We start from the raw sequence: 13,565 nt of genomic DNA on the forward strand, positions 1-13,565 counted from the left end.
GTGATCCCCAGAAGGGTTTATCACCAAGTATTAAAACCTCATCATAATTATACTCTATGGCCGGGCGTTTCGCCAGGACGGGGCACTTCTGCTAGTGGGGTGCGCAGCGCTCCGCTTGTGCTTCGCAAGCCGCTCCGTGCCGCGCCCCCCACTCTTGTCTGGCTGCGTGGGCGTTTCACGAAGTGTCTTGCGCAGCACAAACGGAGTAGTTCGTGCGTCAGCACGAACGCCCACGCAGCATAATGAAAAAAAGCCGGTTTCCACCGGCTTTCCCCTTGATTCACTTCACTTTCAAGACAGTGCGGCCCTTGTAGGAACCGCAGTTGCGGCACGCGTGATGCGGCAATTTGTACGCCCCGCACTGCGGGCACGTCACCATGCCCGGCAGCTCCAGCTTGAAGTGCGTGCGGCGCAGGCGCTTGCGGGTCTTCGACACCCGGTGTTGCTGTACGGCCACTTCGAACACCTCCTCGACGTGGTCGTCGCGGCGACCACCCACAATCTTACTTGGACCCGTCGTCGGAAAACAAGTCCTTCAACACGTCCAACCGCGGATCCACCGGCCTGCGGTCGCATCCGCACTCGCCCAGGTTGAGGTTCGCCCCGCACACCGGGCACAGGCCCTTGCACGCCTCCGAACACACCGGATAGACGTCCAGCTCCAGGTTGATGGCCTGTTCGATGTACGGATCCAGCTCGATGGTGTCTCCCGACAGGTGGTGATCCTCGTCCACCTCATCCGGATTGTCCGTGAACAACTCGTCGAACCGGGTCGTCAGCCCGCGCACGAACGGCTCCAAGCAACGCGAGCAGTCGTATGTCACGCGTGTGCTCAGGAGACCGTGCACGTGGCTCGTGTGCTGTGCCGCCTCCGCCTCCAGGTCGCAGTGCACCGGATCCATCCCGGCAACCTGCGGGTTCTCTTCCACGATCCGCGGCAACTCCACATCCTCGTGCAACTTCACCGGCCGTCCGGCCTGACGGAGGTCGGTCACATGCAGCTCCATGTCCATCACCCTGTCGACAACGGATTTCAGTATAGCGTCACTCGATGTAGGCTGTCAATCCAAGTTACGAGGCGTTCTTGGCCGCGTCGAGGGCCGCTCGGATCTTGGGTATGGACGCCACCGCCGCCGCATAGCCCGCGGCCGCCGCCTCCGCACTGCGGTGAAACTGGGAAGTCCCGATATCCGACACGTCCGGTTCAATGGCCACGTCAGGAACGTTGTCCGGCGCCCTCAATGAGTATTCCTGCATCACGTCGATGGACATCGTGACGACGTCCAACACCGTTTCCGGCACGCGCGCCCGGTGCGCCGCGCTGACGTCTACGCCGATCACCACATCGGCGCCCAACTGGCGCGCCGCCGCCACAGGCACCCGGTCGAGCACGCCCCCGTCGACCAGCACCCCTTCCTCGGTCACGACGGGCACGAACACGCCGGGGATAGAGATGCTCGCGCGGACCGCGTCCGCCACGTTCCCCGTATTCAGGATGACCTTCCGACGGTGGAGCAGGTCGGTCGCCACGCAGGCAAACGGCCGTTCGAGTTCCTCAAAGGTGGCGTTGTGCGTCAACAGCCGCAGCATCTCGTGCACCTTCTCCCCAGCAACGAGGCCCACCTTCGGGACCACCAGGTCGAGCCAGTGGCGCATGTGCAGAGAGGCAGCCAGCCGCTCCATGAACTGCGGCCGCATCCCCGTCACATACAGCGCACCGACGAGGCTGCCCATACTGCTGCCGGTCACCACGTGAATGGGGATCTCGTGTTCCTCCAACGCCCGGAGCACGCCAATATGCGCGAATCCCTTGGCCCCCCCGGAACCGAGCGCCAAGCCAATCACCGTGTCCGCCAAGGTCCCCTCACCTCATCCGTGCACGCCTGCGTCGAACGGGGGATCCTCCGCGGGCGGAGTCGCTTCACAGCGTACGCCTTCCCCCGTTCCTTATTCCCGCCCGCGGGTCTGGAATTTTTCCGTCAAGGCAGATGCCACCGGCGGCGGCACCAGCCCCTCCAAGGCACCGCCGCCCGCTGCCACCTGTTTGACGAGCGACGAGCTGACAAAGGCGTACTCCGGCGCCGTGGGGACGAAGAGCGTCACGGCCCCGCCGTAAAGATGGCGGTTCATCAGCGCCATCTGCATCTCCGCCTCAAAGTCCATGGCGCTGCGGAGTCCGCGCAGAATCACATCCGCCCCCTCCCGGCGGACGTAGTCCACCAGGAGACCCGAGAACGCGTCCACCCGGACGTTCGGCCAGGGCCGGACCACTTCGCGCATCAGCGCCATCCGTTCCTCCACCGAAAACAGCGGCCGTTTGTCCGGGTTGTTCAAGACCGCGACGCGCACCTCCTCGAACAGAGGCGCCACCCGGCCCAAGATCTCCAGGTGACCGTTCGTCATCGGATCGAAACTGCCAGGAAACACCGCGCGGGTCATCCGATCCGCGCCCCCTTTCCCGCCGAGTCGGTATCTTCTGCATCCGGACCGGACGGCGCATGGTGTTGGTACAACGAAATGGCGATGTCCCCATACGCTCGCCGCTTCACCCGCCGAAGCCTTCCGACCGCGTCCGGCAGATCCACACTGCACGGGTGTTCACACGCCACGCCGAACCGGATAGGCACCGGGCTGTCCGCAAGGACCGACAGGACCCGGGGCCACAGGCCCAGGCGATACGGCGGATCGACGAACACCCACCCCGCGGCCCACCCGAGACGCTCCAGGCGGTCCCAGGCCTGCGCCCAGTCCATCCGCCAAACGGAGCAGAGTTCCTCGGCGTGCAGCCGGCGTACGTTTTCCCGCACAGCGGCGAGCGACCTGGGGTGTGTGTCGACCAACACGGCGTGATCCGCCCCCCGGCTCAATGCCTCCAAGCCCAGAGATCCCGAGCCGGCGAACAGATCGACCGCGATCCCGCCTTCCCACGACCACCCCATCAGATTGAACAGGGACTCCTTGACCCGGTCGGTCGTCGGCCGCGCCACCTCCCCGGCCGGGGCGACCAAACGGGCGCCGCGCCACCGTCCCGCAATGATGCGCATATCCACCCCGCCTCGCTCACCGGATCGGATCGTCTTCACTGTACCACACGGGCGCCTGAGAAAAAATTTTTCCGCCGGTGCGGTACGCATGTATAATCCTCCGCAAACTGGAAACGCTGTAGACAACAACGGCATCTGCTGTTGTAGGCAACCGCGGGTGAAGGCTTAGTTCCCCATAAGCACTTCCTCCGGTTTCTCCTCTCCCAGACTCGCTGACCCCGGCCGCTGGCCGGGGTTGGCGGCAGAACCCACGCGTACCCGGGCGTGGGTTTTCTGCGTTCGGAATTGTATAATTTCCGCATGGGAGAAGGAGGCGTCTGCGTATGAACCCCCACCTGTGGACCATTTCCGAGTACCAACAGCACCTCGCCAAGCGGGACATCTCCGCGGAAGAAGCGGTGCGTGACACCCTGGCCCGCATCCGCCAGTTTGATCCCGCACTGCACGCGTACATCCACGTCTCAGAAACGGCGGTGGAAGAGGCCCGTCAAATCGACAAACGGTTGGCACAGGGGCAGCCTGTGGGCCCCCTGGCGGGCGTCCCTGTGGCCGTCAAGGACCTCATGGACACCGAGGACATGCCCACCACCTACGGCGGGCTGCACTTCGCCGGGCGACGCCCGTCCCGCACCGCCACCGCCGTCACGCGCCTGCGGGCGGCCGGCGCCATCGTGATCGGCAAAGCGAACCTGCACGAGTACGCGTACGGCACCACGAACGAAAATCCGCATTACGGTCGCGCCCGCAACCCGTGGAACCGCGCCAAGATCCCGGGCGGCTCGAGCGGTGGAAGCGGCGTGGCCATCGCGGCCGGGCTGGCCATGGCCGCCCTCGGCACGGACACCGGCGGCAGCATCCGCATCCCGGCCGCACTGTGCGGCCACGTCGGCCTAAAACCCACCTACGGCCTGGTCAGCAAGGCGGGCGTGTTCCCGCTCGCCGACTCGCTCGATCACGTCGGGCCCATGGCAAAATCCGTCCTGGACGCTGCCCTCCTCCTGTCCGTCCTGGCAGGGCCCGATCCGCATGACTCCACGACGGTGCGCATCCCGCCCCGCGCGTATCACCAGGTGCAGCCGAAGCCGCGAGCCCGCGTCGGTGTTCCGAAGTCGTTTTTCTTCGACAAGTGCCACGCCGGCGTCGCCCAGACGGTTCAAGCTGCCCTGCGCACCCTTCAGGAACAAGGGTTCGACCTCGTGGAGGTGGACCTGCCGAGCGCGCACCAGGTTCCCGAGATGCAGAACGCCATCATCTCCAGCGAAGCGCTCGACGTCCACGAGGCCCTGCTCAAGGCACATCCCGAGCAATACGGGGAAGACGTGCGAAAACGCCTGGAGAGCGGGTATGAGATCCGCGGCCATCAGGTGGTGGCGGCGACGCGCTTCCGCCGCCAATTCGCCGCCGAGATGCAAAAGGTGTTCACGCAGGTCGACGTGATCGCCACCCCCACCACCCCCATCGCGGCGACCGATGTGGGGCAGCAGAAGGCTCACATCCGTGCACAAGAGGTCTTGGTCCGCGCACACCTCACCCGCTACACGAACCCGTGGAACTTGACGGGACTTCCCGCCATCACTTTGCCCTGCGGTCTTTCGCCAGACGGATTGCCTGTCGGGTTGCAGCTGGTCGGCCCGCGCTTCGGGGAGATGAAGCTGTTGGCCGTCGCCCTCGCCGCCGAGTCCGTCTTGCCCTGGAATCCGGTGGCTCCCGATTACCGGTAAAAAAAACCCGCGGCCGTCCGAAGGTGGCCGCGGGGCGTCCGCCAGGGTCAGCGCCACTTGGCGGTCGGTGCAATCACGTTAAAGTCCACCCGATCCTGATAGCGGCGGGCGGTCTCAATCAACTCCCGGATGAGGTCGTCCGACAACAGATGCGGCTTCAGGCCGAGGTCGAGCAGTTTCGTGTGCACGGCGTTGTAATAATGCTCCTCTTTTTCGACGCGCGGATTCTCGAGGTGGGCGATCTTGGCCTCAATGCCCATCGTCCGAGCCACCTGCTGTACCCGCTCCGCCAACTCCAGCACGGAGAACTGCTCCGTGAACTGGTTGAACACGCGGAACTCGCCGCGATCGGCCGGGTGCAGAGCGGCCAGTTCCACGCACTGCAGGGTGTCCCGGATGTCGAGGAATCCGCGCGTCTGTCCGCCCTTGCCGTACACCGTCAGGTCGTATCCCACCGCCGCCTGGATGCAGAAGCGGTTCAGCGCGGTCCCAAACACCCCGTCGTAGTCGATCCGGTTGTACAAGCGCTCATCTCGCTTGGTCTCCTCCGTCCACAGACCGTAGACGACGCCCTGGTTTAGATCGGTGGCGCGAATGCCCCACGCCTTGCAGGCAAACATGATGTTGTGGCTGTCGTGGACTTTCGACAGGTGATAGAACGAAAACGGCTGTTTTGGATACGGCAGGACGTCCTCCCGCCCCTTGTGCTGAATGCGTATGTATCCTTCCTCGATATCGATGTTCGGAGTCCCGTACTCCCCCATCGTCCCGAGTTTGATGAGATGGCACTCCGGCGCAATCTCCTTGATGGCATACAATACGTTGAGTGTGCCGACCACGTTGTTCACTTGGGTGAACACGGCGTGTTCGCGATCGATCATGGAATACGGCGCCGACCGTTGCTCCGCATAGTGCACAATGGCCTCCGGCTCAAACTGCCGGAAGACACTTTCCACAAAATCATAATGGGTCAAGTCTCCGACGAACACCCGGATGTCTTTTCCGGTAATCTCCTTCCAGGCCCGTACCCGTTCTTCTAGCGAAGCAATCGGCGTGAGCGATTGAGTTCCCAGTTCCTCGTCCCATTTGCGGCGGATCATGCTATCCGCAATCGCCACCTCGTGTCCGCGTTCCGAAAAATAGAGCGCGGTCGGCCACCCACAGAACCCGTCGCCCCCGGCGATCAAAATTCTCATGCATCGTCACCCCATCACTGGTCAGTGCGCAAAAAAGCGCATTCTAACACTTCTACTCTACAGGTTTTCCGCCCATCCAGCAAGTTGACATAAATAAAGCCACGCCCCCGGTTCGGGAGCGCGGCCCCGGCCGCTCACCACGGTCCGTAATGATCTCCCATCTGTTCGCTGGCCTTGACCATCCACGCCCAGTAGGCGCGCAGGCCCTTTCCGCACCATCGCAACACGGCCCGGACAGGTCTCATGCCCACCACCTCGGCATTAGGATGCCCATCCTTTCCCTTCCTATACTGGCGGCCATAGCACCGCCCGCGATGGAGGCCCGTGATGCTGTGGACGGGCCAGAGACCGGCCAAGGTGCGCAACCATCGCCATGCGACCGGTGTTCACACCGTGGTGGCGATCACTTGGCCCATGCGGACCCATTGGCCTGGGTGAACCCGAAATGCACCCACCATCCCGGGTTCGAACACCAAGATCACCGTCGAACCCAGTTCAAACCGGCCCATCTCCTCCCCGCGGTCCAATCGCAGCGAGGCGGATCCGCTCTCCACGCGGAGCGTTCTCCGCTGGACGGGCCCACGGTATCCCGGGCCATATCGGGTTCGGATGCTGCCGACGATGGTGGCGCCGACTTTCACGACCACAAACCGCCCGATGGCCGTGTGCACATACGTGATCAACCGCTCGTTCTTGGTGAACAACCCCGGAATGCTGCGGACCCCGGCCGGGTTGACCGGATACAGGTTGCCCGGGATGTAGCGCCAACCCTGGATGACGCCCGGCAGCGGCATGTGGACGCGGTGATAGTCGCGGGGACTCAGGTAGAGCGTGATGTAATCCCCGCCCTGAAACTGTTCGGCATCCTGTGCATCCCCGAGCAATGCCGCCAACGTATACGTACATCCTTTGACCTGCAGCAGGCTGCCTTCCCGGATTCGGCCGAGGCAGCTGACCGTCCCGTCCACCGGAGAGACGATGCCCTCCCCAGCGACAGGACGCGCCCCGCTCTTCAGTCGGCGGCAAAAAAATTCCAGCAGGTTGTCGTACGTCTGTGGCGGGCGCTCCAGATCCCTGCAATCGATCCCGTAGTACCGGATGTACAACGGGATCAAATGCCGGCTCCATCTGCTGCGTGACACCCGCCCGACGCACGCCGTCAGGGTGCGCTTCGGCAGCGCGCCAAGGGTCCATCTCGCGAGTGCCCGTCTCATGCTCCACCCCGTCTTCGCCATCTTAATCCTTGATTATGCGCGACGGGACAGCCAAAGTCCATATCGCGGCCCGCCGGTCAGTCGCGGACAGGGGCGGCCTGCATCTGGCGCTGCAGGTGTTCGCGCAGGGGACGCCAAGACGGCAACAGCCAAAAGTCCCCGCTCTCCATGGCCCGTACCGCCTCGTCCCGGGCCACCTCCATGACGCGGAAGTCCCGTGTCAGATCGCCCACCATAAACTCCGGCAACCCGCTCTGCCGGACGCCGAACAGTTCGCCTGGGCCGCGCAGTTCCAGATCGCGTTCGGCGATCACGAAGCCGTCCTGGGTCTCCACCAGCGTCTCGAGCCGCCGCCTGGCCATCTCCCCTTCGGCATCCGACAACAGGATGCAGTAGCTCTGCCACCGGCCGCGCCCGACCCGTCCGCGCAGCTGGTGGAGCTGCGCGAGTCCGAACCGCTCCGCGTGGTACACCATCATCACCGTGGCCTCGGGGACGTGGATGCCGACCTCGATGACGGTCGTGCTGATCAACACCTGCAGGCGCCCATCGACGAAGGCCCGCATGACTTCGTCCTTGTCCCGGCTCGACATCCGTCCGTGCAGCAGTCCGACCGAATACCCAGCGAAGGCGTCAGAGAGGCGGGAGGCCAGTTGCGTGGCCGAAGCGACATCCCCGAGCTGTTCCGAGTCTTCGACGAGTGGCGCCACGACGTACGCCCGCCGCCCCGCCGCCAATTCCCGCCGTACGAGACGGATGGCGCGGTCCTCCTGGGCCAGCGGCAGCCATCGGGTGACAATGGGTTTTCGGCCCGCGGGCAATTCGTCCAGCACACCCACGTCGATATCTCCGTAGATCGCCATGGCGAGCGTGCGAGGAATGGGGGTTGCCGACAGCAACAGAACGTCGGGCCGCCCCCCCTTCTGCCGCAGTCCCGCTCGCTGCTGCACGCCAAAGCGGTGCTGTTCGTCCGTGATCACGAGTCCCAAGTCGCGAAACTGTACGTCGCCTGTCAACAGCGCGTGCGTTCCGACCACCAGGTCCATCTCGCCGCGGGCCAACTGCGCCACCCGTTCCTGGCGAACCTTGTTCGGGGTGCTCCCGGTCACGAGACCCACCCGCAACCCGAGAGGTTCCAATCGGGCGACCGCCTCACGAAAATGCTGCTCCGCGAGGATCTCCGTGGGCGCCATCAGGGCGGACTGCCCGCCCGCTCGCGCCATGGCGTAAACCGCCCACAGAGCCACCCAGGTCTTGCCCGACCCCACGTCCCCCTGGACCAACAGGTTCATCGGCGACGGCCGCTGCAGGCGATCGAGAATTTGCAGACAGACGCGGCGCTGAGCCGCCGTCAGGGGATGCGGAAGGCTGTTTTCAAAGACGCGGAAAGCGTCCTCCGGGACATCTCTCCCCGTTCCGTCCGTGTTGCCTTCGCGCCTGTAGCGCGTCCACTGAAGCTGCAATTGGAAACAGAGAAACTCCTCGAACACCAGACGACGGCGCGCCTGCTTCAGGGCTTCCTCCCCGTCCGGACGGTGCATCCAGCGCAGCGCCTGGGCATGGGTGCACAGCCGGTAGCGCTGTGTTAAGGCTTGCGGCAACAGCTCCTCGACCTGATCGTCGTACTGTTCCATCGCCCGTTCGATGAGGGTCTGCAGCTGAGCAGAGGAGATGGCCTGCGACGCCCGGTACACCGGCGCCCATCGCCCGTATCGGCCTGAGTCCCCCGAGCCGAAATCGGTGTGCGACACGACGAGCGTCCGCCGTGCGGGGTCGAACTTCCCGCTGACAATCACCACGCGCCCGTCGGTCAATTTTTCTTTCAGGTAGGGCTGGTTGAACCACAGCCCGGTCACGCGGTGGCGCCCGTCGACGAGCAGGCGCGCCCGCAGGAGCGACCGCCGGTTCTGCCACCGCACCGTCGCCATCCCTTCGACCACGGCGCGGACGGTGACCTTATCGGAGGACGCCTGCGCTTCCAGGGTCAAAATCCGCCGGTCCTCATACCGGACGGGAAAGTGATGCAACAGGTCGCCCACGGTCACGATACCCAGATCCTGCAGTGCCTTGGCCTTCGCCTGCCCGACGCCCGCCACCCATGTCACCGGTAGCGAATCCAGCATCGCGGACTTACTCCACCGATAGAATGTAATCGTATACCGGCTGGCCCCCGGCGCGCGCCTCCATCTCGATGCCGAAGCGCTCCTCCACCGACTCGGCCAACCGCTTCACTTCCGGCGCCTCGACGCTCTCGCCGTAGAAAACCGTCACCAATTCCGCACCCTCCTGGCACAGGGCCGCCACCACCTCGAGAAAAGCCTTTTCCCGATCGCCGGCCACGCACACCAGATCTTGATCCACCATGCCGAGATATTCGTTTTCCTTCACTTCCCGGCCCTGATACACCGTGTCGCGCGCTGCGCGGACGACCGATCCCGACCGCACCTCCGCGATGGCCTTCGTCATCCGGAAGACGTTCTCTTTCGTTTCGGCCGCCGGCAAGAATGCCATCATCGCCGCAATGCCCTGGGGCACCGTCGTCGTCGGCACGACGATCAAGCGATCGCCCGCCACCTCCCGCGCCTGCTCTGCGGCCAACACCACGTTCTTGTTGTTCGGCAGCACAATTACACGCTCTCCGGGAGCCGTCTCCACCGCGGCGAGGATCTCCTGCGTGCTCGGGTTCATCGTCTGACCTCCGGCCACCAGAGCGTCCACACCGAGGCTGGTGAACACTTCGCGCAGCCCGTCGCCGGCCACGACAGCCACGATCGCGGTCGATTTGCGCGCCGCCGTTCGGGCGGGAGGCGACGGCGGATTCGGCTGTGCACCACCGCCGCCAGCCTGCGCCCGGATCTGCGCGTGCTGCTCCGTCATGTTGTCGACCTTCACCTTCACCAAATCCCCGTGCGCCAAGGCGTCTTCCAGCACGCGCCCGGGATGAAGCGTGTGCACGTGCACCTTCACCAGATCCCCGGCGGACACGACCAGCAGCGAGTTTCCGTACACGGAGAGGGCAGCGCGGAGGGTCGACTCGGCTCGTTCCGCGTCCCGGGTGCGCACCAACACCTCGGTGCAGTACCCGAACTCCCCTTCGGCGGCCACGTGCGCCGCAGCAAAATCCAGGGCGAGGGGGCCCTCCGGCGCGGCCGTCGCGGCGCGTTCCGCTGCCTCCCCATGGGGCTCCTCTTCCCCGCGCAACCAACGGTCGAACCCTTCGAAAATATACACCAGCCCCTGCCCGCCGGAATCGACGACACCGGCCTGCTTGAGCACCGGCAGCTGGTCGGGCGTCTTGGCGAGGGCGTCTTCAGCGGCGCGGAGGACCTTGTGCATCCACTCCGGTAAAGGGGGGTTCCGCTTCGCTTCCCGCAAGCCAACCGCGGCCGCCTCGCGCGCGACGGAGAGCATCGTGCCCTCGACCGGCTTGGCCACCGCGCGATAGGCGATCTGGGCGCCTTCGTGCAACGCCCGGGCGAACGCGTGCGCGTCCAAGACCTCGATATCGGCCGCCACTTTGGCAAAACCGCGAAACAGTTGGGACAAAATGACGCCCGAATTGCCGCGTGCCCCCATCAGGAGACCGGAGGCCAGCGCGGATGCCGCCTGCGCCAGGGTCGGGTTCGTCAACCGGTCGAGGCTCTCCATACCGGCGGCGAGGGACAATTCCATGTTGGTGCCGGTGTCGCCATCCGGCACTGGGAAGACGTTTAAAGCATTGACGGCATCCACCATCGCCTTTAGCCGCGCGTGCCCCGCGCGGATCATCTGCACGAAAGCGGCACCGTCCAGATGAGAGCGGACAGTCGTCATGAAAACCTCCTAGCGTTCCGCGGCGACGCGCACACCCTGGACAAAGATGTTCACCCGGTCGACGGCGATGCCGATCGATTCGTTCAACACATATCGGACTTTATCGCGGACGTTTTGCGCCACCTCGTAGATGTTCACACCATAGCTGACCACGATGTACAGATCCACCTGCACGTCTTCCCCCGAGATGCGGACCTCCACGCCGCGCCCCGGATTGTCCCGGCCCAGAAGTTCACTCAGGCTGTCCTTGACCTGCTTCCGGGACGCCATGCCCACCAGACCATAGCAATCCATGGCCGCGAGTCCCGCCACGGTCGCGATGACGTCCTCGGCGATGCTGATGGTGCCGTACTCCGTGTGGATGGTCTTCGGCATGCGGAACCCCTCCTGCATCCTACCTTTGTGCAATTGTACTATATCACACAATCCGGCACCGCCTTGCACGGCCCACCAGTGATTGCGAGCCATTGCGTGCGAGAAGCGGCTTGTGTTACAATTGCAGGCGTTGGCCACGGGGAGGTGCGGAACATGGCGAAACGGTGTGAGATTTGCGGCAAGCAGCCTCAGAGCGGAAACTTGGTCAGCCACGCGGAGAACAAGACCAAGCGTCGCTGGCTCCCGAACCTTCAATCGGTGCGCGTGAACGTGGGCGGCACCGTGAAACGGATGAAGGTGTGCACGCGTTGCCTCAAAGCAGGCAAGGTGCAGCGCGCGGTTTGAGGGGTTCGAAAACGTAGGGGCTGATCCCCGCCAGCGGGAGATCAGCCCCTTGTCGTGTTTCGACCAACATCCACCGAACCTTGGCGCCGCCCGTTCAGTCCTTGGAGAATACCCCGATGAAGGCCTTGACGATGCCGCCCACGAACCTGGGCAATTTGATTGTATAGAATTTCACCCCGCCGTCCCTCCTTGTTTTTACCGCTGAACACCGTCATGGGCGTACCAGATCGCTAACTATATATATTCTGCCCACGCTTGGATGTGCACCTGGACGAGGGTGCTCAAGCACGGGGATCCGGCGCCATGGCAACGGCCGCAGCCCGCAACGCCGAAATTGCTGCCCGGCGGTCCGAGGTGCCGAACACCGCCGATCCTGCGACCAGGACGCGGGCGCCCGCGCGGACCACGGACGGCGCCGTGGCGGGGGTGATGCCGCCGTCGACCTCGATGGGGACCTCCGTCCTGCCAGCGGCATCGAGAATCCTGCGCGCCTGCTCAATCTTTGGCACCATCGAAGCCAAGAACGGTTGGCCGCCAAATCCGGGGTTGACGGTCATGATGAGGACGAGATCGACCAGGTCCGCCACATGAACCAGCACATCCAGCCCTGTCCCAGGGTTGACAGCGAGTCCCGCCGCTGCCCCCATGTCACGGATCGACTGCAGAGCCCGGTGGATATGTGGCGTCGCCTCGGCGTGGACCGAGATGGACCTGGCGCCGCTGCGGGCGAACGATTCGATGTGCGCCTCGGGTCGTTCCACCATTAAATGTACGTCGAGATGGGCGTCGACATGACGGGCGAGCGACGCCACCACCGGTTGACCCATGGTGATGTTGGGGACGAAGCGCCCGTCCATCACATCGATGTGGATCCACTCTGCCCCTGCCTCCAGCACAGACGCCACCTCGGCCCCCAGCTGACTGAAATCGGCCGACAGAATGGAAGGCGCGATGATCACGTTCAAAACCGCGTCGCCTCCTTCTCGCGCAGGTCCCGCAGGAGCTCCAGGTACGACTGGTACCGCTCCGCGCTCACGTCCCCGCGCCGAACCGCATCGCGGACGGCGCATTCTGCCTCCTCGGCGTGTTCACAACCCCGGTATGCGCACGACGCCGCCCACGGCGAAAACTCAGGGAAGTGCAGCCGCAGATCGCGCGCAGGCAGATCCAGCTCAAGCTGGCTGAACCCGGGGGCGTCGACCACGTATGTGTTCCCGCCGAGGTCGAACAGTTCGACGTGACGCGTGGTGTGCCGGCCTCGCCCGATCTTGTCACTGACATCGCCCATCTTGAGTCCCAGCGCAGGCGCAAGGGCATTGCCCAGGGACGACTTGCCGGCGCCGGAGGGACCGACGAACACGGTGACCCGGCCGGCGATGGCGGCGCGCACCGCCTCCACACCTTTTCCCAACGGCGCCGCCGTACGCAACACAGGATACCCGGCCGCCCTGTACGGTGCGGCGGCGCGATCGACATCCTCCGGATCGGCGAGGTCGCACTTGGTCAACACGATGGTCGCGGCGAGCCCGGCCACCGATACCGCCACCAGCGCCCGGTCGAGGAGCCGGGGCTGAAAGGCCGGGGTGACGACGGAGAAGACGAGGAGGGCGTGGTCGACGTTGGCGACCGGCGGACGCACCAGCTCCGTCGTGCGGGGCAGTACCTCCGTGATCACACCTTCCGAGGCGCCCACCGGCTGGTACTGCACCCGGTCTCCCACCAACACGCGCACGCCCCGCTTCCGAAACACCCCGCGGGCCCGGCAGCGCCGGGTGACGCCCGCGTCGGCCACATCGAAGAATCCCGCGAGCGACCGGATCACCAATCCTTCTCCCACGTCCATCCTCCCTTCCCGGC

At 64.7% G+C, this 13,565-nt stretch carries 15 protein-coding genes; 2 read left to right on the top strand and 13 right to left on the bottom strand.

What is annotated here, in order from left to right; genetic code table 11:
- Window positions 1-280 precede the first annotated feature (280 nt).
- From rpmF to rsmD, 5 genes are all read right to left on the bottom strand, one after another.
- The gene (gene rpmF, locus N687_RS0103610) at window positions 281-457 is read right to left on the bottom strand and encodes a 50S ribosomal protein L32 (RefSeq protein ID WP_029420555.1); all 177 of its coding nucleotides are present in this window, start codon (window positions 455-457) and stop codon (window positions 281-283) included.
- Window positions 458-503: 46 nt separating this feature from the next.
- Window positions 504-1,007, bottom strand: a complete 504-nt coding sequence (locus N687_RS0103615) for a YceD family protein (protein WP_029420556.1) — start codon at window positions 1,005-1,007, stop codon at window positions 504-506.
- A gap of 64 nt (window positions 1,008-1,071) precedes the next feature.
- Window positions 1,072-1,857, bottom strand: a complete 786-nt coding sequence (locus N687_RS0103620; RefSeq protein WP_029420557.1) for a patatin-like phospholipase family protein — start codon at window positions 1,855-1,857, stop codon at window positions 1,072-1,074.
- A gap of 90 nt (window positions 1,858-1,947) precedes the next feature.
- Entirely contained in the window at window positions 1,948-2,439 is a 492-nt protein-coding gene (gene coaD, locus N687_RS0103625; RefSeq protein WP_029420558.1) for a pantetheine-phosphate adenylyltransferase, read from the bottom strand.
- On the bottom strand, window positions 2,436-3,044 hold the full coding sequence (gene rsmD / locus N687_RS0103630) for a 16S rRNA (guanine(966)-N(2))-methyltransferase RsmD (protein ID WP_029420559.1): 609 nt from the start codon (window positions 3,042-3,044) through the stop codon (window positions 2,436-2,438). Before rsmD ends, coaD begins: the two co-directional genes overlap by 4 nt.
- A 323-nt stretch (window positions 3,045-3,367) precedes the next feature.
- Between rsmD and N687_RS0103635 the strand changes: the two genes are divergently transcribed.
- Window positions 3,368-4,765 (top strand): amidase, encoded by a 1,398-nt coding sequence (locus N687_RS0103635; protein ID WP_029420560.1) that lies wholly within the window; start codon window positions 3,368-3,370, stop codon window positions 4,763-4,765.
- 47 nt (window positions 4,766-4,812) lie between these two features.
- On the opposite strand, the gene N687_RS0103640 is transcribed toward N687_RS0103635, so the two are convergent.
- The 5 genes from N687_RS0103640 to N687_RS0103665 all read right to left on the bottom strand — a co-directional run bounded on the left by N687_RS0103640 (window position 4,813) and on the right by N687_RS0103665 (window position 11,363).
- Window positions 4,813-5,961, bottom strand: coding sequence for an NAD-dependent epimerase/dehydratase family protein (locus tag N687_RS0103640; protein ID WP_029420561.1), 1,149 nt, complete (start codon window positions 5,959-5,961; stop codon window positions 4,813-4,815).
- A 386-nt stretch (window positions 5,962-6,347) separates the two neighbouring features.
- The gene (gene asd, locus N687_RS0103650) at window positions 6,348-7,175 is read right to left on the bottom strand and encodes an archaetidylserine decarboxylase (RefSeq protein WP_029420562.1); all 828 of its coding nucleotides are present in this window, start codon (window positions 7,173-7,175) and stop codon (window positions 6,348-6,350) included.
- 77 nt (window positions 7,176-7,252) lie between these two features.
- Window positions 7,253-9,298, bottom strand: a complete 2,046-nt coding sequence (recG, locus tag N687_RS0103655) for an ATP-dependent DNA helicase RecG (protein WP_029420563.1) — start codon at window positions 9,296-9,298, stop codon at window positions 7,253-7,255.
- 7 nt (window positions 9,299-9,305) lie between these two features.
- A complete protein-coding gene (locus tag N687_RS0103660; protein WP_029420564.1) occupies window positions 9,306-10,988 on the bottom strand; it encodes a DAK2 domain-containing protein in 1,683 nt (560 codons plus the stop codon).
- 9 nt (window positions 10,989-10,997) lie between these two features.
- Window positions 10,998-11,363, bottom strand: coding sequence for an Asp23/Gls24 family envelope stress response protein (locus tag N687_RS0103665; RefSeq protein ID WP_029420565.1), 366 nt, complete (start codon window positions 11,361-11,363; stop codon window positions 10,998-11,000).
- A 153-nt stretch (window positions 11,364-11,516) separates the two neighbouring features.
- On the opposite strand from N687_RS0103665, the gene rpmB reads away from it, so the two are divergent.
- A complete protein-coding gene (gene rpmB / locus N687_RS0103670) occupies window positions 11,517-11,708 on the top strand; it encodes a 50S ribosomal protein L28 (RefSeq protein ID WP_029420566.1) in 192 nt (63 codons plus the stop codon).
- Between the two features lie 94 nt (window positions 11,709-11,802).
- Here the strand turns inward: rpmB and spoVM are convergent, their stop codons facing one another.
- From spoVM to rsgA, 3 genes are all read right to left on the bottom strand, one after another.
- Window positions 11,803-11,883, bottom strand: a complete 81-nt coding sequence (gene spoVM / locus N687_RS25385) for a stage V sporulation protein SpoVM (protein ID WP_035462041.1) — start codon at window positions 11,881-11,883, stop codon at window positions 11,803-11,805.
- A gap of 106 nt (window positions 11,884-11,989) precedes the next feature.
- Window positions 11,990-12,664: a ribulose-phosphate 3-epimerase gene (gene rpe, locus N687_RS0103680; protein WP_029420567.1), complete on the bottom strand. Its 675-nt coding sequence runs from the start codon at window positions 12,662-12,664 to the stop codon at window positions 11,990-11,992.
- A gap of 5 nt (window positions 12,665-12,669) precedes the next feature.
- Window positions 12,670-13,551 carry a ribosome small subunit-dependent GTPase A gene (gene rsgA / locus N687_RS0103685; RefSeq protein WP_035462042.1) on the bottom strand — a complete coding sequence of 294 codons (882 nt, stop codon included), beginning with the start codon at window positions 13,549-13,551 and terminating at the stop codon, window positions 12,670-12,672.
- Window positions 13,552-13,565 lie beyond the last annotated feature (14 nt).

It is taken from the genome of Alicyclobacillus macrosporangiidus CPP55 (genome assembly GCF_000702485.1).
GTDB classification, from domain to species: Bacteria; Bacillota; Bacilli; order Alicyclobacillales; family Alicyclobacillaceae; genus Alicyclobacillus_H; species Alicyclobacillus_H macrosporangiidus_B.

What these genes read in the sequence shown, in the direction of transcription:
- N687_RS0103635 (WP_029420560.1), top strand. Translation starts at nt 3,368, where the DNA reads ATGAACCCCCACCTGTGGACCATTTCCGAGTACCAACAGCACCTCGCC.
- coaD (WP_029420558.1), bottom strand. Translation starts at nt 2,439, where the DNA reads ATGACCCGCGCGGTGTTTCCTGGCAGTTTCGATCCGATGACGAACGGT.
- N687_RS0103615 (WP_029420556.1), bottom strand. Translation starts at nt 1,007, where the DNA reads ATGGAGCTGCATGTGACCGACCTCCGTCAGGCCGGACGGCCGGTGAAG.
- N687_RS0103640 (WP_029420561.1), bottom strand. Translation starts at nt 5,961, where the DNA reads ATGAGAATTTTGATCGCCGGGGGCGACGGGTTCTGTGGGTGGCCGACC.
- N687_RS0103665 (WP_029420565.1), bottom strand. Translation starts at nt 11,363, where the DNA reads ATGCCGAAGACCATCCACACGGAGTACGGCACCATCAGCATCGCCGAG.
- recG (WP_029420563.1), bottom strand. Translation starts at nt 9,298, where the DNA reads ATGCTGGATTCGCTACCGGTGACATGGGTGGCGGGCGTCGGGCAGGCG.
- rsgA (WP_035462042.1), bottom strand. Translation starts at nt 13,551, where the DNA reads ATGGACGTGGGAGAAGGATTGGTGATCCGGTCGCTCGCGGGATTCTTC.
- rsmD (WP_029420559.1), bottom strand. Translation starts at nt 3,044, where the DNA reads ATGCGCATCATTGCGGGACGGTGGCGCGGCGCCCGTTTGGTCGCCCCG.
- N687_RS0103660 (WP_029420564.1), bottom strand. Translation starts at nt 10,988, where the DNA reads ATGACGACTGTCCGCTCTCATCTGGACGGTGCCGCTTTCGTGCAGATG.
- asd (WP_029420562.1), bottom strand. Translation starts at nt 7,175, where the DNA reads ATGAGACGGGCACTCGCGAGATGGACCCTTGGCGCGCTGCCGAAGCGC.
- rpmB (WP_029420566.1), top strand. Translation starts at nt 11,517, where the DNA reads ATGGCGAAACGGTGTGAGATTTGCGGCAAGCAGCCTCAGAGCGGAAAC.